The 24,488-nt window shown below is 42.7% G+C and carries 13 protein-coding genes; 3 read left to right on the top strand and 10 right to left on the bottom strand.

The genetic code is table 11. From position 1 onward, the window contains the following. Nucleotides 1-127 precede the first annotated feature (127 nt). Nucleotides 128-2,011 (top strand): serine/threonine protein kinase, encoded by a 1,884-nt coding sequence (locus IJ00_RS17165; RefSeq protein ID WP_035154848.1) that lies wholly within the window; start codon nucleotides 128-130, stop codon nucleotides 2,009-2,011. A 238-nt stretch (nucleotides 2,012-2,249) separates the two neighbouring features. Here the strand turns inward: IJ00_RS17165 and IJ00_RS17160 are convergent, their stop codons facing one another. The 9 genes from IJ00_RS17160 to IJ00_RS17125 all read right to left on the bottom strand — a co-directional run bounded on the left by IJ00_RS17160 (nucleotide 2,250) and on the right by IJ00_RS17125 (nucleotide 19,306). Next, a complete protein-coding gene (locus tag IJ00_RS17160) occupies nucleotides 2,250-2,777 on the bottom strand; it encodes an NPCBM/NEW2 domain-containing protein (RefSeq protein ID WP_035154845.1) in 528 nt (175 codons plus the stop codon). A 113-nt stretch (nucleotides 2,778-2,890) separates the two neighbouring features. Further along, nucleotides 2,891-4,609 (bottom strand): SdrD B-like domain-containing protein, encoded by a 1,719-nt coding sequence (locus tag IJ00_RS17155; protein ID WP_052754481.1) that lies wholly within the window; start codon nucleotides 4,607-4,609, stop codon nucleotides 2,891-2,893. A gap of 1,184 nt (nucleotides 4,610-5,793) precedes the next feature. Next, the gene (locus IJ00_RS29975) at nucleotides 5,794-5,928 is read right to left on the bottom strand and encodes a hypothetical protein (protein ID WP_256388805.1); all 135 of its coding nucleotides are present in this window, start codon (nucleotides 5,926-5,928) and stop codon (nucleotides 5,794-5,796) included. 241 nt (nucleotides 5,929-6,169) lie between these two features. After that, complete coding sequence (locus IJ00_RS27175; protein WP_144416053.1) at nucleotides 6,170-7,960, bottom strand: DUF11 domain-containing protein; 1,791 nt, start codon at nucleotides 7,958-7,960, stop codon at nucleotides 6,170-6,172. Nucleotides 7,961-8,105: 145 nt separating this feature from the next. After that, a complete protein-coding gene (locus IJ00_RS17145; RefSeq protein WP_082127347.1) occupies nucleotides 8,106-10,310 on the bottom strand; it encodes an OmpA family protein in 2,205 nt (734 codons plus the stop codon). A 24-nt stretch (nucleotides 10,311-10,334) separates the two neighbouring features. Continuing rightward, entirely contained in the window at nucleotides 10,335-14,087 is a 3,753-nt protein-coding gene (locus IJ00_RS17140; protein ID WP_238178357.1) for a hypothetical protein, read from the bottom strand. After that, nucleotides 14,084-15,007: a DUF11 domain-containing protein gene (locus IJ00_RS17135; RefSeq protein ID WP_035154842.1), complete on the bottom strand. Its 924-nt coding sequence runs from the start codon at nucleotides 15,005-15,007 to the stop codon at nucleotides 14,084-14,086. The genes IJ00_RS17140 and IJ00_RS17135 overlap by 4 nt, the downstream gene beginning before the upstream one ends. 1,651 nt (nucleotides 15,008-16,658) lie before the next feature. Further along, on the bottom strand, nucleotides 16,659-17,249 hold the full coding sequence (locus IJ00_RS17130) for a molybdenum cofactor guanylyltransferase (protein ID WP_035154840.1): 591 nt from the start codon (nucleotides 17,247-17,249) through the stop codon (nucleotides 16,659-16,661). After that, nucleotides 17,246-19,306, bottom strand: coding sequence for a thioredoxin domain-containing protein (locus IJ00_RS17125; protein ID WP_035154838.1), 2,061 nt, complete (start codon nucleotides 19,304-19,306; stop codon nucleotides 17,246-17,248). The genes IJ00_RS17130 and IJ00_RS17125 overlap by 4 nt, the downstream gene beginning before the upstream one ends. Before the next feature lie 403 nt (nucleotides 19,307-19,709). On the opposite strand from IJ00_RS17125, the gene IJ00_RS17120 reads away from it, so the two are divergent. Together IJ00_RS17120 and IJ00_RS17115 are read left to right on the top strand one after the other, a co-directional pair. Continuing rightward, nucleotides 19,710-22,265, top strand: coding sequence for a dynamin family protein (locus IJ00_RS17120; protein WP_035154836.1), 2,556 nt, complete (start codon nucleotides 19,710-19,712; stop codon nucleotides 22,263-22,265). A 230-nt stretch (nucleotides 22,266-22,495) separates the two neighbouring features. Continuing rightward, nucleotides 22,496-23,119: a hypothetical protein gene (locus tag IJ00_RS17115; RefSeq protein WP_035154834.1), complete on the top strand. Its 624-nt coding sequence runs from the start codon at nucleotides 22,496-22,498 to the stop codon at nucleotides 23,117-23,119. A gap of 25 nt (nucleotides 23,120-23,144) precedes the next feature. Here the strand turns inward: IJ00_RS17115 and galE are convergent, their stop codons facing one another. Next, complete coding sequence (galE, locus tag IJ00_RS17110; protein WP_035154832.1) at nucleotides 23,145-24,143, bottom strand: UDP-glucose 4-epimerase GalE; 999 nt, start codon at nucleotides 24,141-24,143, stop codon at nucleotides 23,145-23,147. Between the last annotated feature and the right edge of the window lie 345 nt (nucleotides 24,144-24,488).

Genomic DNA, 24,488 nt, shown 5'->3' with positions numbered 1-24,488 from the left:
ATCCGACCTTACGAAAAAACCGCATTTTATATGCAAATCTTTTCTCAAGATAGCGGATTTTGTCGATAAATATCTGGAGATATTTATTACCATCGGGCAAAATGGGTGTTAACACTGGGGAGGGAATATGATCGGCAAGCTACTCGACCATCGTTACCAAGTTATCCGAGTCCTAGCAACGGGAGGATTTGGAGAAACTTATATTGCCCAAGATACCAAACGACCGGGTAATCCGATGTGCGTAGTTAAGCACCTCAAACCCGCAAGTACCGACCCCAAAGTGTTTGATACTGCCAAGCGTTTGTTTCACAGTGAAGCCGAAACTCTGGAAAAATTGGGAAGTCATCCCCAAATTCCCCGGTTATTAGCTTATTTTGATGAGAATCAAGAATTTTACTTGGTGCAAGAATTTGTTGAAGGACATCCCCTGGGTGAAGAATTAATTGCAGGGAAATCCTGGAGGGAAGCAGATGTCTTACGGATGTTGTTAGAAGTCTTAGACATCCTCGCCTTTGTCCACAGCCAAGGAGTAATTCACCGGGATATTAAACCTGATAATATTATCCGTCGAATGAGTGACGGCAAACTGGTTTTGGTGGATTTTGGGGCAGTCAAGCAATTAAGGACACCAAATAGTCTCAGCGCTACAAACATCAGTTTGATCGCCCATGCTTCGGCGACTGTAGCAATTGGTACGCCGGGATATATGTCTACGGAGCAAGGTCAGGGAAAACCGCGCCCGAATAGTGATATTTATGCCCTAGGAATCATTGCCATCCAAGCTTTAACCGGAATCTCTCCTGTAGACTTACAGGAAGACCCCCAAAGTGGTGAATTGATTTGGCAACATTTGACACCTATACATCCAGATTTTGCCGGAATTTTGGGTAAGATGGTGCGTTACCATTTCAAGGAGCGCTATCAAAATGCTAGGGATGCTTTACAAGCTTTGCAGTCCTTGCCCATGGCTGCTCGGTTAGCAGAGATACCCGTATCTCGTAATTATCAGTTACTACCTTCGACCTCTCCCCATTCACGGCAAAAGACTGTAGCCCTTGCACCAGCAAATTCTACGGAAGCATCTCAAGTTAAAAATACCACTCAATTAGAGAAGAGAAATCGCAATAGACCAGATTTTCTCCAGTTATTTATTCTCCTAGGTTTAGCTGGTGGTGCTGCCTACGCTGCTCCTTCGGTGGTGAAAAATTTTCAAGGGATTGCCGCTAACTTTATTAAGAATGATACAAGTGTTTCTGCCGATGTCTGTGTGGCAATGATTGGGAATGCGAATATTCGTTCTGAACCAAGTTCTCTTAATTCTGAGAATATTGTGAAAACGGTGGAAACAGATACTCAATTTGAAGTCACCGGAAAACAGACTCGACGGGGTTGGGTACAGTTGAAATTGAGTGGGAAAAATTCCGGTTGGGCACACCGAGATGTGATTAAGAATAATGAAGAGTGGAGTACTTGTTTGCGAGACAAGGGAATTGCGATTCGGACAGTAGATGATCAAGGTTTGATCGCAAGTAGGGGGAATCCCAAGGGAAAAAGTATTGTTGATATTACTAATTCTATTTTGGGTAAATCCCAGGTGACTCCCTCGGTAGGTGAGTCGGATAAACCCCAGACAGCAACAGACTCGAATCAGGTGATGGACAAAGCTAGGGCAAAATATGAGTCAGGGGATTTTCAAGGAGCGATCGCCCTCCTCAAAACTATCACCAATAATCCTGCTGGAGTACAAGAAGCAGCAAATATGATGTCCCAGTGGCAACAGGACTGGACAAAGGCGGAAGCTTTGTTTAATGATATCAACAAGGCTCTAGAAAATGGTCAATGGGATAAGGTGGCTGCTTATAAAGACCATCCCGAAAAGTTGCCGAATACAGAGTACTGGCGGAAAAAAATCGAACCCCTAGTTCAACAAGCTGCGGATAATGTGGCGAAGGAAGTGCAAAAATCTACTAATGAAGGGTTAAAACCCAAAAACCCAGAAAAGCAGAATTAATGGTTTATGAAGAAACTTTTCTGTCACTGCAATGATTTAGTTTTATCCTCTGCCATTTCCCTAGTCCCAACGGTGATTAAAAATCTCCTTCTAACATCCAAAGTCTATTAAAAATGGACTCGAAATACACATCGAATCCTTTGCTATCATTGCGGTTGTAGAGGAATTGAGCTATTGGCAATTTTTAATCGCTAGCTCGAACTCATCACTCATCACTCATCACTCATTACCCATCACCCTACCTCCTTGGGGGTGCTTGTTTCTGCAAATTAGCATTGAAAAAGTAGACGCGATCGCAGTACTGAGTTTGACTAGAGCAGGTTGCTTCAATAGAGATATCACTCACGTTACTCACGTCTACAGAGATTTCCCCTTCTTGAGAAGTTGTTACGGTGCGAGTTTCTCCTAATTTACCGTCAAGATAGACTTTGATATCAACATTGGGACTTTGATTAGGACTATCTGCCATCCCAAAACCCAAGTTCACAACTTGAAACGGGGAATTAGCATTATCTGGTTTGATTTTACAGGTGAGATTAGCTGAACGATAGCCGGGACCGAGATAGAATCGACTGGTGTAAACGGTTCTGCCAATCGATATATATTTTGTTTCCTCTCTGACATTTCCCAATCCACTGTTGACACATTTTGCCCGTAATAGAGATACCCCAGTTTGAGCTTGGGCAATTTTACTAGTAACTGTATTCAGACTAGATGTCACTAATATTGTGAGAATGAATAAGGAAATAGAACTGATTTTGGTCATAGGGTTGCCACAAAAGTATGAATATCTAGGCAAGATTATCAGCAATCTCACCTTTTTGGCTGTTCAAGCCTAGAACATCATACCGGACAACCTATTTTTTAGCCCGATGGTGTTTAGTCAATATTCACCAAGAAACGGATAAATCCAAATTGTCCACCAGGAATATTTGTCGGACCTTGCACCACTGCACCGTTGAGATTGTCACTACCACAGATATTAGTAAAGTCTTCTAGGGGTGCGAGGGGGGAGAAAAATTTACTGCGGTTAGTTGTCCCACTGATGGTGATAGTGTTATTAATGTAACTTGTACCCTGGGGTACTAAATCACAAAATCTGACGTTTTGTAATCCTTGTTGACCTTCTGTCAAAAAGTAAATGGTGTACTCAACGCGATCGCCACTTTTGAGCTTAGGTTGAATATTCACTTGACCGGGTAATGTCCCTTGATTTTGCTGGAGAATATTATCATCATCGTCTGTGAGGTCATCGATAAAATTGTTAAAATCAATGCCAGCAACGGTTTGACCATTGCGTAATACATTCGTAATCCGTTTGACTAGGCGAATTCTGGGTTGTCCACTTCCTAGGGAACCCAAACGAAAACCAAAATCAATATCAGTGCGATCGCTATTGGTTGTTGTCAGGTTCGCATTCAAAATGGTTTGAGTCGTCGCGGTAAAATCATCACCTGGTTTCTCCACTTCTACCGTATAGTTGCCCAGGGGTAAATTCGGAAAAGCATAAATACCATTGCTATTAGTCGTGGTCGTAGCTACGATTTGTCCCTGGGAATTACGGAGAATTAGCTTCACTCCCGAAATACCCGTATCATTAGCATCCTGAACCCCATTCCCATTCTTGTCATTGAAGACAAAATCCCCAATACTACCTGTGGCATTTTTGATGCAGATATTAAAATCTGCTAACCCAATTGTCTCATCCTGTCCTGGTTCCGTAAATTGGGACTGACCTTCACGATAGAGGGGACCACTTTGATAAACAATTTGGATTTGCGTCACTTCCCCGGTAATTGTCGCAAACACATCACCCATACTGCTCTCGATTGGTGCGTTACCGGGAGGAACCCTAGGGTCAACACCACGAGCAATATTACCATTAACAATTTCGTTAACAGCACTAACACCCATGTTTGTCAAGGTGACGGGGACATTTTGTCCTTGATTGCTAGCAGTGACTGTAATTTGGTCTTGGAAGGGGGGTTCACCTTGGCGATCGCGGTCAACATCCAGAAATAATAGGGGAGTCGGTAAAGTTATTGGTTGAGCAAAAGTAATTGTTAAGGTTGCATTCCCCCCTCGACGGGAACCACGAGCATCAATACCCCAACGGAGATACCGTTGATTAATCCCACCAAAGGGTGGATTTGCCCTACCATAGGGAATCCTACCAACATTACCAGGAGAATTTTCTGGATTTTCATCCCGAATAATTCCCGCAGGATTTTCTTGCATTCGGAAATTGGTACTTACACTCCCAATATTGATACTTTGATTAAAGTTTGCCGTTTGAAAATTATTTTGCTGATCCCAATCAAGGGTTGCTAGTGTACTTCCACTAGGACACTGTGGTGCAGATTGAGCAGCCACTTTACTATTACTTAAACTTTGGCAAATCAACATAGTTGGAATAGTTAATGTTAATGCCAAAAAAGTAATTTTACCCTGAGAAGAAAAGCAAAAAGGTCTACTTGGTGACTGAGATTGGATGTTAACAACACCCCGATGCTGGGTTTTCTGACAGCTATTACCTCGGGATAGGGATTGTAATTTCTTTTGAGACATCAATAATAGATGCTTCAAGGTAGATTTCATTTCTGTTTCCTGATAAAACGAGGTAAAATTAAAAAAATTAAATCGAAAATATCAATCGAAATTAATTGCGTCTTATCACAAGCTTGCTCACAATTTAAACCAGTGATTTTTGCTAATAAATTCAATACGACTGATAATTAAGCTGGAACTTGAAGGGATAATTTACTCTAGCTAGTCTATTGTCGATAAAACAGAAATCATCAAGATATTGATAATTTCTTCTTTTTGATTTCCATAGAAAACAAGGTATGCAGAAGAGATAACTGCACACATCTTACAGACTTGTCATTCACTTAGGGATAACCATGTTCTCTAGACGAACATACTGACTCTAAATATCTGCAACAGCAATAATTCTGTGCAGACAAATGGGAAACATTGTTTTGATGTGAGATGAGGAACCTTGATTTCAGGTAAAAGTATATGTAAATCGATGTACCACCACTAGCTGTAAAAATATCAGCAACTGGTATCTCTAACTATCAATACCAAATATATATCGACTAGAGACCTCCTATAGAACTTGGGAAAAGAGTCAGAGGAAAATATAAAAGGTGTGTTACAACCTTTGACGTTCTCCATCGTTCACCAAAATCTATTTTGTAAGATGTCTGAGCAATATAGATTCAATGTCCAATATAACTGAACCCGTTTTTGGTAATTGAAGATGAGATTTACAACTAAAACTGACAATGTAAATTCTGTAATAACACACCTACAGAAAAAAGATGCTTTCATTCCCTGATGTTTAATTCTAAGCTTTTAGCTGAAAAGAGAAAATACTTGATTTTTCAGTAATACTTTTTGTCAGTTTTTATACCATTTATCTCACTCAAATAATCAATTAAAATGCAATAAACCTTTCTTTTGTAAGTATTTTAAGCGATTTTGCCAAAATAAATCTGGCGTTCGAGGTTGTTGCATATTTTGCATCCCTTCATGGAAAAAATGAATTTAGAAATGTTCAGAGAAAAATCTACACTTATACTACTATAGTTGAGCAAAATTTGAATTAAATATTTCATAAAATCAGGGATAGCTGATAAACTATTAAATTGTGAAAAGCCGTATTTTTCAAGCTTTTAGATGATTTAACTCTTAGACATTCTCTATTAGCTGTAGACAGTTTAATAACTGTCATGGAAAATCTTGATTATGTTCATATTTAACTTTTTAATTCGTAGTTATTGTGATAGGTATTTGATATCTACGGGTATTTTATCTTTGGGATTGTTTTTATCTAGTACAGCACCAGTAGTAGAATTTCTGTCAGCATCAAGGGAATGCCGCAAATTTTCCCCAACACATCTCTGATGCATTCTCAATAGCTCAGGAAAGTATCTACGGACGAAAAATCAAAGTTTGCAAGTCATATTTTTTCCACAGTCTTACAGTACAAGATGTCAGTTAAGTAAATTGACATGATGATTGAGCCTGATATCAAATCAAAAGCAATCATGGCTCAAACATCGTCATGTTGTAGCTGGGATAAAATATTCCCTTGGTTACTCAAACCCAGATGGTTGGCAAAATTCAGTACACAGTTACATTCAGCAATACCTAATCAACTCTGACACGGAAGCGCACAAAACCAGCATTTTGCCCGACCGCACTTCCAACATTACCTACTTGGACAATAACTGCACCATTGGGGTTATTTTGATTAGAGCAGCTATTTCCTGGGGGTAAAGGTGCTAAACGAGCAACGAAATTAATGCCATTATTGATAGCTTGACCTGCATTTTGGGCTGTGGTGCTGTTATTAATGTAGGTAGTTCCTGCGGGAATTAAGTCACAGAATCGAATATTAGTGGCTTGTTGGTTACCTACGTTAATAAAGTAAACAGTATATTCCACTTCATCTCCACTGCGCAGAGGTATAGAAGTGGGAATATCGCGTACACCAACAGGATTCACCCCTGTGTTATTAAAAGCGTTAGTATTATCGCTGGGGTCTACAGTATTAAAATTAACGCCACTCAGGGGTGTATTATTCCGTCTGGCAGCTGTAATCCGTTTGACTAAACGTAGCTCCGTTTCCCCTGCTCCAGTTCCAGGATTGAGATTGACACGGGTGGGAACATTATTATTACCAGGATTGCCATCATTGTCGGGGTCAGCATCAGCACCATCCTGGGATTGGTCGGTGACAATGGTTCCACCAGGGGCTACACCAGTAGCAGTTACTGTATTATCAAATGGTCCAAAACCGTTAGCTCCAGTTCCTGGGGTGATGGTGACATTGAAGGTGACAGTTGCTGACGCTCCAGGAGCCAGGGTGTTGTTACCTTGGAGCATATTGATGTTACCAGGACGACCACTATAGTTAGGAACAACTGTAAATCCTGGGGTGGGAGTTTGGACGTTAGAGACAACGAAATTTGCCGCGTTTGCAAAGGTTCCTGTCAAGTCATCAGTCAGACGGACATTGGAAAGAGTGTCTGTACCGTAGTTCCTGACAACAACGGTGTAGGGTACGGTAAAAGTACCATTACTATTCCTCACAGGTGTTCCTGCACGTTTAGCCACCCCAATATTCGGTAGACATTGGTTAACCGCGATCGCCGTCATCCCGAAGTCATCTCCGTCCAGTTGGTTCGCTTGGTCAATAATTGTCAAATTCAAGCTAGTTTGTCCGGGAGCAGTGGTAAAGGCTAATTGTACTGGTGTCCATGTTTGCCGGGTTGGAATAGGGGTGGGTGTACCAGCGATCGCCCCTACATTTAATTGAATAATCGGTGGGACTCTGGCTGTGGGAGTAGATGGAGGTATTTCTAGAGTCAGTAGGTCATAGAAAAAGGCTACGAAGTCGTAGGTGGTATTTGGTTGCAAACCTGGGACAGTTTGTGACCAAATTGTCGGATTCGGGAAAGCTGAACCTTGATCTCTTGGGGTGGCAGCCGAGGCGTTTGGATTTGAGTATAAATAAGTATTAGAAGCTGGGGCTCCTCTTTGGGGATCTCCAGGGAAGGGTACACCCCGGACGACATTCCCCGCATAGTTTACAGTTCCTGTCTGCACGGAAAGTCCCCCCCGAGGTTGGGGTTCCGGAGGTGAATCATCAGGGTATACTCCATCACCTCTATAGGGAAGGGTGGTAGTAAATCCACTGTTACCTTGGCTAAAGTTACCGTTGATGATAAAGTTTCTATTTCCCCTAGTTGTACCAACTGGACAGCCCCCAGGTCCCCTAGCTGTTTGCGCTTTAGCAGTTTCTGGAAATGTACCAAAACTGGTCAGTATTAGGGGCAAAACCAGGCTGCTATGGGAAAGGGTTTTTATCCAAGGAAATGTCTTGTCTGCTCTTTTTCCTATATGTGATTTCTCTAGTTTGAGGTGAGATTTTTTCATAGGTTTTTTTAATGGGTAATGGGTAATGGGTAATGGGTAAGAGGTGAAGAAAATCACCCCCAGGAGTCAATTAGTTAGATATGGTGACATAGCAATTTGCCATCCCGTTATGACTCCTCACCCATAACTCTGCACTGATTACTCTTTATTTCCTCCGTCCCCTTCCAGGTTCGATTTGTAAGTCTGCTTCCTGGGGTTCCACAATCAATTCGATGCCACGCACATCTTTATAGATAATTTCCACACGGCGATCGCGCGCATATTCAACGCGAGTATTTCCATCGGTAGCTCGTTGACTCTCCCCAAAGGAGCGAATTGTCATCCGACTGGGGTCAACTCCTTTCTGTAGCAGGTAATTTCTCACAGACTGCGATCGCCGTTTTCCTAGTGCCAAATTATATGCATCACTGGCACGGGGGTCAGTATGACCTTGAAGTTCCACCACAATAAAAGGATATTCTCGCAGCACCTGGGCTACCCGGTCGAGAACCGCCGCACTTTCCTGGCTAATAAAGGATTTATCTAAGGCAAAGTGAACATTGCGGGGGGCACGGATGCGAATTGGTTCTGGTTCCGGTTCTGGTTCCGGTTCCGGTTCTGGTTGAGGTGCGGGTTTAGACGTACATTGGGGTGGTGTAATTGGTGTCGGCTTACTGGTGGGTTTGAGGGAAGTCCCGTCACCGATGAAAGCTGCAACGGCAGGTTCTGATGTGCCATATTGGGGAATAGTGGCGATCGCGCTGACTCCATCCCCTGGTTGCAACTTATCTACGGATACGGAAAAGTTACCCTTCTCGTCCGTTTTTACCGTAGTTAATGGCTCACTCAGTGCCCCATAACCGGGCTCATACAAAGCTTCTTTACCAGTTTGATAATCACCCAAGCGATAAATTGTCACCTCGGAACCGGGGTCAGCTTTCCCTGTCAGGGTCGCACCAGAAAAACTGCGAGTGCTAAATTCCGGCGCGTTAATGGCTCCATTCCCTGTTTCTAGGCGACGATTGGCAGAATTGCGCTGGGGGTTGGCTCCGTCCCCAGTTTGAAAATCGCTCACATCTAGATTTCCCTGGGTATTCAGGTCAATACTCAACCCTTCCAGGGCGGTAAATTTATTTTCCTGAATCAAATTGCCCCTGGTTTTGGGGAAGGCTGACACCACTACTCCCGCCCCTGCATTATTGTCAATTTCGTTACCCTTAACCAAGTGGTTACTACCCATGAGGAAAACCGCCGCTCGTCTCAGCCGACGGGCATTGTAGGTAATTTTGTTATTCTCAATTTGAACACTGCCCTGGGGTTTAAATAAATACACGCCCGCACCATCGTTGGCACAAATTAAATTCCCGATCACCTGGGATTTATTCACCACACCCTCAAATCGTAGGGCATCTGGCATCCCGGCAATCCCATTTCCCACAATGATATTTTCCTGAACTAGGGTATTTTCACCCCGTACCGAGGTAATAATGGCACTACCATCATGGTAATAAATACGATTTTTGCGAATCGTTGTCCCCTGGGAATTAAACAGGTACACCCCAAAGGCAGAAGTTGTTTCCGGCATTTTCTCATCCACCGTCAACCCCAACCAGTTATTCTCAATTACCACATCCTTGGGCGGCACATCCTTGCTCGCAAAGGGAAAGTCCCCAAAAGGTGGTTGTTGATATTTGGTATTGGGTGGGGGGAAACGGTGAGCCACGACAATATCCCCAGGGGGAGTGGTGAGGGTGACAGGTTTGGGGTTGCTATCGTACACCAGGAGATTACCCAAAAGTTGCTTTTCTGGGCTAGCTGTAAAGCCGTGAAGACTCAAACCGCGAATCGTTACCCCATCGGCAACTACAGTCAAGCCACGAAATACTTCTTTACCCGATGCGGGGGTAATTTCCACTACAGGTACGGGAATGGCAATTTCTGCCGTAGCTGAGGTGTTGGGGTCATATCCGGGCTGGGTTGTGCCATCGATTACTAAACCAGGGGTAGCCAAATCAGGGAGAAGGCTTTGTAATTGAATATTTGTGGCTCCCGGTGGCAGGTTGAATTCGATACGAGAGCTACCGCTTCCTGGCTGTACCTGTGCCTTTTCTGCTTCGCTCAGTTTTTCCAGGGGCAGTGTACCATTCACCACCTCAATTGCTTCCCGTAGGGTAAGTTGAGCGTCTGGGGTGGGGGTTCCATCTGCGTTGCTATTAACTACCACCTTCAGGGAGGGGGGAGCTTGGGCAAACACAGGAGCCAGATAAAAGGTAGAAGGTAGGAGGTAGAGGAAAGCTGCTATCAGGTGAATTTGCTCAACTTTCCTGCGCCTGGGGGATTTTTGTGGTTTGTTTTGACTATTTTGGGACATGAATCACTCCTCAACACCGGAACCCTAGATTTTTTGCACTGCTTGACTCTGCTTCAAACGCTTGATTAATTGAGTTTGTATGGTAGAGGGATTTTTTCTTTTCCCTTGGAGAGCATCAATCAGTTTTTGAGATTTTAGGGATTGTTTCTCATCAGAAGGCGTTTTGGCTTCGACTACGGATTCCTGTTGTTGTTTCGGTACTGGTTTTTGCAATCCAAACCCGCCCAGGAGTTCGTTGAGTTTCAAACTGATGTTGAGGTAAAAGCCACCTTCTGAACGATATCCGGTAAAGTCACGGTCATCAATGCTACCAAAGCTGTAACCCACACCCACCCGTAAATCTGGTGTCAGGTAATACCCTCCTTCCAAGGCAACACCGAATTCGTCGTAGTTGGTGCCACTATTGGAGTTTTGTCCAATCCAGCGTCCTTCTACTGCTAAATCAGTACGATAACCAAGGCGGTAGGTTGCCCGCAGTTGGGCAAGATTTACCGTTCCGTCATAGCGATCGCCACTTAAATAAGTCACCCCATTCCTGAGAGCATACTTCCCGTAGAATTCCCAACGCCAACTAGGTGCATAGATTGCCTCGGCAGAAAATACATGACCAGTGGCTGTTGTGCCGGTGAGTTGGTTTTCGGGGATCGAATCAAAATTTTGCCGCCACTCATACTTCAGTAGGGCGTTAAATTTATCACTGTTGGGGTCACGGTAGGCTAAACCAATCTTCAGATTGCCGGTATCGCCCAACTCTTGGAATCTCACCCCGCTTTGATTCAGGGAAGATGATGGTAAGAATACGTTGGCTTCTCCTGCCTGTTGATACCGTACCAAGGCTGTCAAGGCGGGGGAAAGTTTTCCGGCGGCTGCGGCAGTAATCACCGTGTTATCGCCTTCATCTCCATCTCGATACTCAATGCGGGCACTGGCTTTAAAGTTGGGATTATCCGTGTATTCAAATCCTAAACTATACACAGAGCCTGAGAATAACCCTAAGCTAGAGGCAGTCTGTCCCACGGCATAGTACTGCTCGAATGGGGTTCCGGCGGCTGTGGCATTGAAAACATTCTTGAAAACGTACTGATAACCCAAGTTAACTTTCAAACCTGGGGCAACTTTCCAGCGATGGTCTAAACCTACTGCCCCCTGTCCCTGTAAACCATTGAACCCAGACAGGACGGAGTAGCGCCCGCTTAAGCTGGTATCATCGGAAAATTTATGGTCAACAAGGGTATCCAGGGTGGTAATGGAGTTGCCGCGAATCAAGCTGCTGTTGTCAAAGAATTGATGTGCCAAGCGGAAAGTTAACCCTGGATAGGCTTTCCAATCTAAGCCGAGGGTAGTCCGGTTGGGGTATAGAGGGTCAGAATCACCCAGATTTAACTCATTCTGTGCTTGAAAAACTAAGGATTCCGAAAGGGGGAACCGCAACCTAGAAACTAACTGACTGGCATCCCCATCAAAACGGTTACTTACCCGATCTTCACGGGAGCGGTTCACATACTCTAGGCTGGCATCTGCCTGTCCTAATTTCTGTAAAATACCCACCCGCAAAGTCCGCAACTCGTTATTGACAGTTTCCCCCGGACGTGATTGGGGTTGGGGATTAAACAAGTCAAAGAAATCTACGACGCGGTTGGGTGATGTTCCATAATTTTCTTCGACATCGTAGGCAACATTAAAGCTGGTAGTGTTGGTGATTTTTGCCAGCAAGGATGCGCCGTAACGGGTTTGCCCCGGTGTAAAGCTGAAGGTGGCATTATTGGCAAAATTCGGCTCTACGGAACGATAGTAGGCACTACCTTGAATACTGTCCGTAATATTACCAAAAGCTTCTAAGCGATAGGCATTACCATTGACTTCCCGACCTGTAACTAAGTCACTATTAGAACGGGCGAATTCCCCAATGATTCTGCCACGATTTCCTAGGGATATAAGAAAATCTGCACCGAAAAGGCGAAATTCCTGACTTCCTTGGTCTTCTAACAGGTAACTCGCACCAGCAAAACTCTTGGTATCCAAGTCGTTGGAGAAGTTGTATTGCAAACGTCCGGCGTATAATTTGGAGTCTGCTCCCCCTTCGTTTTGGTAGGTAACGACAACTCGTCTGACTAAGGTTGTACCAAAGGGGTTGAGTTCGGTGGAGAGAATCGGACGACGGAAAAGTAAACTACCTCTGTCGTAGTCGATTTCGTAATCTGTGCCCCTGAATAGTTGTTTACGAGCAATTACTGTTCCGGGACGGTTGATTTCTTCTGATTCCAGGTAAACATTTTCACTACCAGGAACTAGTAATCGTTTGGAAAGGAAGTAATAACCACTTGTACCGTTGGGAACGATGGTATCCCGTTGGAAACCCTCGATTTCGTTGCTGTACATGGCGGTGATTTGCAAATTACCAAGGTTGTAATTGCCTTTAAAACCATGGAGCTGGCGGGTGGTGGCGGTGAATAGTTGGGAAGCACGGGAGAATTCTTCGGTGTTGTAGTCTCCCCACATAAAGTAATCGGGTTCTGCTCCCGGTATGTTGGGTGTGCGTTCTATCCGTGCATAGAAGCTATCGATGGAGGGAGCGGTGGAGGTGACGGTGGAACTGTCTCCGTAGACGGGGTATTGTTGCTCACAGAATTGAGTACCCCCAAATAGGCGATTTCTGCCTTCACAGTCTTGGTTCAGGGCACGGGAGCTATTGAAAGCACCAGTAAAGAGCCAGTCACCTATTTTACCTGTGGCGAAGACTGCCGCATCTAATTTAACTTCTGTCCCGTCGTTGATTTTGTCGGGGTTGAGGAAGTCGCGGTAACTACCCCAGTAGTTGGTTCCAGCTTGTCCAATCCGCAGATTAATTACCCCGGTGGCGAGGGAGGGACGCAGGTAGGTGGTAAATTCAACCTGAGTATATGCCTCAATGGTGACATCACCAATTTTCTCTAGGAGGCTGGTGTCTCGCTGTTGGGGAAAGGGATTGCTGGGATTGCTATCAACGGGGGGGATGGCATTGGGTAGGGTGGGGGTACGTTTTTGTACTTTATCTACGGCTGCCCGAATCTTTACCTGTTGGGGTTTGATGTCTGATTGCAGGGTGACAAGAAATTCACCATTCCGGGCGATCGCCTGAAATCCACCTCGGTCTTTATCCTGATCGGCACCGATGAATTTACCAGCACTCGCGGTTAAAGTTACTACTACGTCTTGCCTAATAATTTGCCCTTTCTCGTCGGTGATTTGTCCCGCTAATTTGATGGTAGAGCGTCCATCTGCCTGGACACGGGGGTCGCCAACTGGGGAAATTTCAATCTTTACCTGACCTAATTTTTCGGTATCAGAATTAATCTCCCTTGGTTGCTCTGGGGGGGGATTCTCTGGGGGGGGATTCTCTGGGGGGGGATTCTCTGGGGGTGGTGCTTCTGGAGGTGCTTCTGGAGGTGCTTCTGGAGGTGCTTCTGGTGGCGTTTCTGGTGGCGTTTCTGGAGGTGGAGTTTCTGGTGGTACTGGTTGAGCTAACAGAGTATCTGTTGATCTGCTAGATGCTTGATGGATTGAGGATGCTTCTGAGTGGGAAACAGTGGCGATCGCCCTACCCGCAGACATGGTTTCTGCTATGACAACGGAAGGTAAGGCAAGAGCTAATAATACTCGCCGCACACCTATATGTTCCGAGGATAGCAACAACATTCTCAGATAGTGAGCAGCTACGGATACATTCTGTTGTGATGAATGTAAAGAACGCCTGACAACAGTTTTGGCAAAATTAGTATAAGTCTTGTGTGTTTTCATCGCTTACCCTCGGAAAACGCAGGTGTTACTCCAAAATTCACCCGTGCCATACTGCCGGGAGCTAATTTCACCAAGCGTGACTGGCTATTTCGTTCGATAAAATACTTGTTTGGAGCCAGTGCATAGCCCGGTAAGCTAGTTAAATCTAGGGTGGCTGAACGATAACCAGCAATGACATTGCCTAGAGAATACATACCATTGGCATCTGTGATGATACGGTTGCCATCATCCATGTAAACTACCGCATTGGGTACACCGGGTTCCCCTGGCTGTTGTTCTCCATCAAAGTTTTTGTCTACAAATACCCGTCCAATAATTGTGCCGCAATCGGAGAGAATACCGGGGCGAATCCTTAATTGGTGACTTGCTGGATTACTGGTTAAATTTCCCGCCCTGGCAACTGCTAAGTTTCTCCCGTCACCTCGTACTGCATCGGGTGTAACTTCTGCTGCATAGACAATATTCAGGGTTTGATTCGGTTGCAACCCTACTCCCGCCGCAAAGGTAACATTACGTCCACTAACAGTGACTGTGAGAGCCACGTTAGTATCACCAATGGAACCCTTGACTGATTTCTGAATTAACCTTACCCCTAGGGGCATTCTATCTGTGACTGAAACATTACTTGTCGGCTCCACACCTGTGTTTTTCACTGCCAGACGATAGACAACTGTCTCTCCAGGTTCCACAGCAGAGCGATCGCCCGTCTTGATAATCTGTAAAGCAGCTTGTCCAGCAATAAATGTCACATCGTTGGAACGCACCGTTCCACCGCCGAGGTTGTCACCCCCCGCCGTGGCATTATTTCTGATTATGCCTGTCTGAGCAGAACTAGGTATTACGCCGTACGTGAATATACTCAGTAGGAAAAATGGAAAAAAGAGGCTCCTGCGCCCCAGCCATAAATTTTTAGATGTCATTTCTAGGCATCAACTTAACAGCAGAGGTGATTTCAAAATTCAGGTTTCTATATAAAAACCTTAGGTTTTCTAGTGATTATTAAATGTTTGGATACAGTGGCTTTTGTATCATCGGTAGCTTTTAAAGCGATATAGTTTGGGATACAGTTTGTAACTTTTCACAATATCGTTTACTGGATACTTAATTAACTTCTCTTTTGTTACAAAGTATCATACCAGATGTCGGAAAAAGTAAAAATAAACTCAATGATTCTCTTAATAAACGATAGATGGCAACATTTTCAGAAATGGCGAAATAGCCTATATCACTAGGATACAGAGCCTTAATCACACTATGGGAAGGTATATAATACCAACCATATTGAGTCACACAAATATGCGACCAACTTCTTAGTTGAAAGCTAGCTATGAAAACAAAGAGCATTTCCCAAAAAACAGAATGCTTTGTTTTACTTAACTATTTTTGCATTTACCCCGAATCGGCTGTTTACGAATTGGCATTCTCAATTTAAGCGGATATTCAAGTAAACGTTCTCTGGTATGACAACAACACCCCCAAAACTTGCTGTTGTTTAGAAAAACGTTAATCAAATAACCATTGAGCTATGCAGTAGATGTCACATTTGCACACAAATAGATAGAAAGATATAGATATTAACTATATCTATCTAAACCAGCCTATAATCAATTATTCCAAAGATACCTGTGACAGTATCAACAAAATCTCAATGGCATAATTGCAGTGAGTCAAAAATATCATTATCAGCCTGGAAAATAAAGTCACTCTCAACAGATTTTTACAAGTATCTGCGTTGCTGTAACGTTGATTTGCTCTAGGATGATGGGAAACACTTCAGTAGTATTACCCAAAATAGCAATGAAAGCAATGGGTATTATGAAAAATAATAGTATTTTTTCTGCCCTATTACTATGGCAGTTATCAGTGTCAGTGGTTTTTCGCATGTAAGTAGAAACTTTTAAAATTCTATACATCTGAATAAATATATGTGACTGACTTCTGTGATGACAAATGCTGATAGTCTTTTGGAGGGTGATGACATATATTCTCAATCTTCCTATAGACATAGGATAAATTATCCACAGCCAGAAGACTTTGCAGAGAGTCGATTACACCATTTAGAGGCAAGATAAATCCGGCAAAGACTATATGTATATAATTTGCAATTCCTCTATCTATTCAAGCAGCTACTTGATAGATACTTGAGCTTAAAAGCAAGTATTCATATTATGTTAATTTTTAATCACGCAATAAAATTTTGTAACAAAAAGTACTATACATCGATTGAGAGAATATGATATATCTGACGTTTGTCACCAATAATTAAGTGTAAAATTTAACTATCTACTGGAGAAAATAAAATTATTATACCTAATGAAAAATTAGATAAAAAGCTTTATCTTCAGATAGTCAAACCCTGATTGAGAAAAAAGATAAATATATAGTTGTCTGTGATTCGTGACAACAAATAACTCCAATCAAAAAATATGGTTTGGTACGGTACTACTAAAGGGAATTAATATTATCTAGATTGAGCCAGTAAGATAACTGATTGGTCGGATAGACATTATGGTGACAAAAAATGTTAATATGGTTGCGTAATGCTTTCTCCATTGGCAAAATTGGCAAGATTCACCTCATCTCAGAAATATCTGCTATTTGTTGAGGAGTATTGCAATTAAACAACATTTCCGCATCTATCCGAGGTAGTGGGTAAATAACCTGTTCCTTGAGCCAGGATTGGAAAGATTTACCTCCCTGTTTAATATATTTCTGCAAGCTAGGCAGACAATCGCCACGGTAAAATCCACATAGGGGTTCCCATCCTTTTTCATGGGGTACTAGAGCTGCCATCTGTGTCTTTTCTACTTGTTCTATTTCAACTATCCATCGTTGCAGAATATCTAACTGTAATTTTGGTAAATCGCATGCTAATAATAATACCCATTCAGTAGTCACGAGGGTTAGCCCCTGGGCAAAAGCTGTTAGGGGTGTTTTAGTCTCTTGGGTTGCTAATTCTGGGATAAATTCAGATTTTGGTAAGGATAAATGTTGATAACGTTCTTGCCAAGGAGTAATGATATATACTTTTTCGGTACAACTAGCAGCAACAGCGCATACTCTTTCTAGAAGGGTGACTCCATGGATGGGTATCAGTGCTTTATCCCTACCCATACGTGAGCTGCTTCCCCCAGCTAAAATGATTGCTGTGATGGTTATCATCCCCTCACCTGACTTTGTTGTACTTGTTGTAACAACATTTCCCAACTTGTTGCTCCAGGCAAACATTTCATTCCTTGGCAAACTAGGGCGATACTGTCAGAGGGTAAATCAGATACGGGAGTCAGCACCACACTTGGTAAATATTGACAGTTGAGTTCCGGAATTTTTTCCGTGGTTGTGCGAATTTGTGTTGAATTACGATACCAATCTAGGGCAGTAAATATACTAGGGCAAGCTTGGGGTGCGCGTTCTAAAACGCTTCTAAAAGCTTTGAGAGCTTTTTCTGCTAAATCTAAGTATTCCAAATTATCTGTGTGCAAAGATAGTCTCACAAGGTTGGCGATCGCCACACCGTTAGCAGAGGGAGTGGCATTATCTTGGTAACTTCTTTCCCTGATAATTAAATCTTGACTGGCATCCTGAGCAGTATTGTAATATCCTCCTAGTTCCACGCTCCAGAGGTATGTATCAAACTCATCTTGGAGAGCGATCGCAGTTTCTAGCCATTTTTTCTGATCAGGGCAACAACTGTAAATATCCAAGAGAGCTTTAATTAAAAAAGCATAATCTTCTGACTGTGCTAATACCGTTGCTTCTCCCTGATAATTCAATCGGTGTAAGCGTTTATGGACAAATTGATTTTCTAAAATAAAATTAGCTGCCCCTAGAGCTAACTCTAAGCTCACAGGTTGACGGAAAACATTATAAGCTCGCGCTAAACCGGAAATCATCAAACTATTCCAGGCAACTATCATCTTAGTATCAGTAACGGCGGGGATTCTACCTTGCCAATCACTATACTTTGCCTCTTGATTATCCTGTGCTGGAGGAAAAGTAGTAATATTTATCCTACTATCTCCATAGCGAGCCATAAATAATTTATCTAAACTGTTTTTGACAGTGGAACTCAATTCATCAAAATTGCGGCGTTGTAAAACATTCTTACCTTCAAAATTCCCCCCAGCTGTGACAGTAAACTCCCGTTCTAGTTCCTTGAGTTCGGTCTGTGACAGTAACGCCTGTAGTTCATCATAACTCCAAACGTAAAAAGCTCCCTCCTCCGGTTCCCCTGCGGTAGGAGAAAGGAAACTATCCGCATCTTGAGCAGCGTAAAAATAACCCTGGGGTGCTGTCATTTCTCGTTTTAACCAAGCAACAGTACCCGCAACAGATTCTGCAAACGCAGGTACTTCTATCCCTGCACTCCATAAATTTGCTAGATACTCGACAATTTGCCCATTATCGTAGAGCATTTTTTCAAAGTGGGGTACAGTCCACGTATGGTCAACTGTGTAGCGATGGAAACCACCTCCCACATGGTCATATATTCCTCCTAAAGCTAAATCTAGCCCCCGTTGTCGGCAAATTTCCTGACCGTTATAACGTGATTCCTGTGTCTTAGGAAACCTCAAACCCCGTAGTGCTAGTTCTGCATAGGGCATCATGGGAAAGCTATTTCCGCGACTATTAGGCTGAATAATTCCCGTACTTGTCTCCCAACCTTTACGAAATAATTCTTGTTCTGCGGTCTTTTCGCCCTCTGACTGTAACAAAGCGCCAGTTAACAACGACTCTAAAATTACCGCTTTGCGCTCCCTTAAATCATCTTTTTCGGTATCGTAATATCGACGTAGGGATTGTAACACCTGTAAAAATCCAGGACGACCGTAACGGGGGTCAACGGGGAAGTAAGTACCAGCATAAAAGGGCACTAAATCCTCAGGAGAAAGAAAACTATTCAAAGGCCAACCACCCTGACCAGTCATCATCTGCAAAGCTTGCATATAGATACTATCAATATCTGGTCGTTCTTCGCGGTCTACTTTGATAGGGAGAAAATTATTGTTGATATAGTCGGCGATCGCCAAATCAGAAAATGCTTCGCCTTCCATTACCGTACACCAATGACAACTGGAATAACCAATTGACAAAAATATCGGTTTATCGGTGGCTTTGGCAATTGCTAAAGCTTCATCACACCAGTACCACCAATCTATCGGGTTTTCTGCGTGTTTTCGTAGGTAAAGGCTTTTCGCATTTGCCAAACGATTAGTCATAAGTCCCCATAACTCTGATCATGCCACATCTGCTCAGTCTAGCGTTTTCCCAAAAACAGGGGAAGGGGGAGTGTGAGCTATTCACTGATGAGGAATAGGGAATGAGTAATGAGTCATAAGATATATAATTAGGAAATATAGAGTCGTAAAATATACTCTTTTTGAGAAAAATCCAAATTTCTGGTTGTTTTGTCAAGCCATCAGAATAATTCGATTCGTAATAATTTTTTGCTTTTGTGGTAGTGGTTTATGTCATAAGTTGTGATATGTAAAAAATGTGTAGTAGAAGCGTCTTGCTCCCGAAATTTCAGGAAACGGCTTTTCCTAACCGCAGTAAACTACCACAATTCATGACATGAACTACTAAATAGCAATCATTTGGGGATATTCTGAGGGGATTGAGATGTCAAATATTGCAGTTGAAGACTTGGTTAAGTATCAAAAATACGGAGAATCTGTACTGCAAACTTGGGAATTAATTGCCCAAAACCCTCCACCTCAGGAAAGTTGGATTCCCCAAAGTCTGGATGAAACCATGCAAAAGGTGCAGCAAGCAGCAAAACGTACCGTGGAACTTGCCACTTCTCCAGTAAAAATCGGTATTATGGGAGAATTTAGTAGTGGTAAGACTCTGCTGATTGGTAGTTTAATTGGTTTTGCAGATGCCTTACCTGTCAGTGAAACTCCCACAACGGGAAATGTGACTGCAATTCATTTGCAACAGCAAGCAGAATTAAAAACAACCAATATTAGTGACTTTACTGTAAATTTTCTCTCCCATTCTGGTGTCAGGGAATGTTTGCGGTTTATGTTGCAGGAAGTCGAAGTCAGAGCGATCGCTGCCAAAATATCGAGTTCTCTATTAGAAAATTTACCAGATTTATCTCCGAAAGGAACTGTTGATATTAAGGGTATTGGTAAATGGTGTGAGCAGGTTTGGCAACAGACGCAAAGTTTAGAATTGCGTAGTTTGCTACGAGAGTTGGTGATTCTCTTGAGAACTTACCATGTTTACGGTGAAAATATTTGCGATCGCAGTTATCACATCGACCAGAATACCGCCAAAAAGGGGTTACGGTTGGCAGAACCCCCGATGAATATTTTAGAACTGAATTTTGACAAGTTACCGGGAAATCCCAAACCCTGGGAAAGTTATGAACAACCCTCCGCAAAGGATTTACAAAATAGTTTTTCCCTGATTAGTCGGATTGACATCACTGTGGAAGTGAGCAAGGAAATTTGGGATTTATCGGGTTTACAGGGAACAAATGAGTTTATTCTCTTAGATTTTCCCGGTTTAGGTGCTGCGGATTCCGGGGTAAGAGATGCTTACCTGTCTCTGAGAGAATTACAGGATGTCCAGACTTTACTCTTATTATTAAACGGTAGATACCCCGGAGGTGCGATCGCCAGTAAAATTCGTACGATGTTAGAAAAAGACAAAGGACAAGATTTACGGGATAGAATCATTGTCGGTGTCGGACGCTTTAACCAGTTACCATTATCTTTGAGCGATCAACGCAACCTTGAGGAATTATTAGATGAACCCCTACTTTCCGAGGAAACAGTTCTAGAAAATCTCGGTATATTGCAACTTACCATAGCCAGCGCCAGCAATTTAACCACCGAGAAAAAAAATATTGTCTTACTCTCCCAACTCCATGGTTTAAGCAAACTCAATGAGTTAGACTCCTTTGTGAAAGTATCCTCCCCGGAATTTCTCCCAGAATTGGCAATTCCCCTACAATCTCCAGAAGTCGCAACTAGAGAAAAATGGTTACAGCTCAGTCAAATGTTGCCAGCTGCTAGTAGTTTAAAAAAACAACTCAGTGATTTTGCTGAAGATGGAGGTATTAATAGATTACGAGCCTTACTCAAGAATCATGTCGCCCAACATGGATTAAAACAATTAATTGCCGATACTCAAACTGCTGCATCCCAATTAGAGAAAGCACAACAAGAGTTAAAAATTTTACTAACTGATATTCCTAATTATATCCCCGTTATCGAAAATCCCGCCTTCCTCAACCTGCGAGAAGGAATCGAAAACTTAGTTGATACCTACCGACGATTTCAAGACGATTTAGACAAACAACCCATCCTCAAAAATCGTCATAATTTAGCAGTGAGTGAAGTTGTCAAAGATGAACTCACCCATAAAATATTCTTTGATTGGAGTGAATGGACATTACTATTAGATAGAACTAAAAACGGTACGATTTCTTTAACTAGAAGTGAGAGTTTTTTTGGGGATGAGGAAGTAGAAGACACAATCCCTAGCTGTAGTGATGATTTTTACTCTGCTTACATTCAAACCATCTCGGAAATGCAAGAGTTTGCCCATACACGGACAACAGAAGCTGTCACCGATTTATTCCAGAAGCTAAGTAATGAAGTGGCTAAGGAACGGCAACAGGTAACAGAAATGATTGTTCCCCAAATCGAGGCACAAATTCAAGAGAATTTCGGAAAACCTCAGTTGCGACACTTCCGCAATTTACTACGAGCAGTGGAACCAAGTACTAAGTGGCAAAAGTTAGTTATTGAACATAGTGGATTATCGGTAAATACTAATCCGATGAATGCAAAAGCCCTATTCCCCTTAGCTAGAAAAGATGAGAGACATCCCAATGGTCAAATTTTTGACTGGAGTCCAGACAAGAAATTTCCTGTTCCTCCCCGTCCATTTAACCATCAAATAACTGTACTGCGTTTGCGAGATGAAATTACCGCTACAGCTAGCTTGCATTTAGTACAATACGTCAGTCAATTAACGCAGCAAGTCAAATTATCCTTTTCCCGTGCATTAAAGGAAATTGTTGATAGTTTACAAGAGTTGTTAAAGTCAAAGCAGGAACCATTACTCAGGTATATTGCAGCTGCGGAAGTAGACAATGCACCAATTCCTAAGTGGTTGGAGGGTTTAACACAGCTTGTCAATTGTAGTTCTCCCAAATAGAGTATCTAATTCGTAGGGATTTGAGACTTTGCTGCTGAATATTTGATTAGTAACCCATTGTCACAGTGGGTAATTAATTATTACGAATTACGCTTGATGTGAATTAGAAGTTACTCTTATTCCATCAGGATGTCAAGGTTTAATTCATTACCCATTACCCATTACCCATTACTCATCACTCATTACCCATTACTCGTAAATGTATCATCAGGCGATCGCCAGAATTAATTGTGAATAAATACTTAAAAATATTAATATTTACTTCTGCTGTTATTTTCTCATACAACCATCTTGCCCCAGTCATTGCCCATCAAGTTAAAATTACAAGTGATGTGGGAGCAACATTACATATAGAACCTAATGATACACCCCGCTCTGGTGAAGCCAGCCTCGCTTGGTTCGCTTTGACACGCAAGGGGGGAAAAGTCATTTCTTTGTCAGAGTGTAATTGTCAATTACTTGTCTATGCTCAACCCTATGTCAAGGGAGAGCCAGCACTTTTAGAACCTAATTTAAAACCAATTAAAGCTGAACGTTTTCGCGGAATTCCCGGTGCAGAAATTACATTTCCCAAACCAGGAAGCTATCAGCTACAGCTACAGGGTAAAGCAAAACAGAATAATAGCTTCAAACCCTTTAATTTAAAGTTTAATGTGACTGTAGCAACCGGCACATCTTCCCCATCCTCTGACACAACGCAAGTACTAGAAAATAGCAATACCCAAGTTGAAGAAAATCAGGGATGGACTTTTCCTGTATGGGCGATCGCCATCCCTTTATTTTCCATCTCCGGTATCATTTTTGTGGCTTTACGACGAAAACAGACTGATCAAGGAGATATAGATAGTCGCTAAACTTGCGAGAAAACCTTTCTCCCTCTTACTGGTGTCGTTTTTGATGCCACTGCCAAGCATGGGTGACAATATCTTGTAACCCTGGATACTGTGGTTGCCAACCCAGAATTTTTCTCGCTTTCTCACCGCTACCAATTAACGCTGGGGGATCACCTGCACGGCGATCGCACTCCACAACCGGAATTTTCTTCCCTGTCACAGACTCTGCTGCTTCAATTACTTCCTTCACAGAAAAACCACTACCATTACCTAAATTAAATACCTCACTTTCTCCCCCTTGGAGTAAATATTCCAACCCCAAAACGTGCGCCATAGCTAAATCACTGACATGGATGTAGTCACGAATACAAGTACCATCGGCAGTTGGATAATCTGTACCAAACACAGAAATAGAGTCTCGTTTACCCAAAGCTGCCATTAATACCAAGGGAATCAGGTGAGTTTCCGGTTGATGATCTTCTCCCAGCAAACCGTTGGGATCAGCCCCCGCAGCATTAAAATAACGGAAGCGCACAGAACGAAAATCATAGGCAGTGGAAAAATCCGAGAGAATGCGCTCTACCATTAACTTGGTGGCACCGTAGGGATTAATGGGGTTTTGGGAGTGATTTTCAGGAATCGGCACCACTTCCGGAACTCCATAGGTAGCACAGGTAGAGGAAAAGACGAATTTTTTAATATTTGCAGCCAACATCGCTTCTAACAGAGTTAGAGTACCGATGACATTATTGCGGTAGTACTTAGCAGGTTCGGTTACCGATTCACCCACATAAGCATAGGCAGAAAAATGCATCACAGCCGCAATGTCACGGGTAGCAAATAATTTATCCAACAGAGGGCGATCGTTGGTATCTCCTACTACCAATTCCACCTTTAAGACATCCTCAACGATATCTCGATGTCCGTAAACTAAGTTATCGAGAATTACCACCTCATAACCCGCTTGTTTGAGGGCAAGCACCGTATGGGAACCAATGTAACCTGCTCCCCCTGTCACCAGGATGGTGGGTTTTTGCGGTGTCATAGATTTTCCTTGAATTTGGACAACTACTAAATTAATTTAATTTACTCGCTACTCGGTACTGATCTGGAAATTTACGAATACTGGAGCCAATCATGAAAAATTGCTCTAAAATCACTACGACGGTAGTCTTTATGTGTAGGGTGTGAGGTGTTTGAAGTCAAAAAAATGTATAACTACAATTTGACCACAAGTTAATTGCCATCAGAGACTCTTACAGAAGTGAGGGTTGCCAGAGATAGCAAGGAAAGAATATTCCATTCGGAGTTTTTCCTTCCTATCAAAGGAAGGGGGCAAGGAATCAGCAAAACTTATCTTTATCAGGTATTTTTGACACCACTGACTCCT

Origin of the sequence: Calothrix sp. 336/3 (assembly GCF_000734895.2) — a bacterium.
Classification (GTDB): Bacteria; Cyanobacteriota; Cyanobacteriia; order Cyanobacteriales; family Nostocaceae; genus 336-3.
The sequence above is the reverse complement of the archived record's forward strand: the minus strand, read 5'-3'. Positions and strand labels throughout refer to the sequence as shown.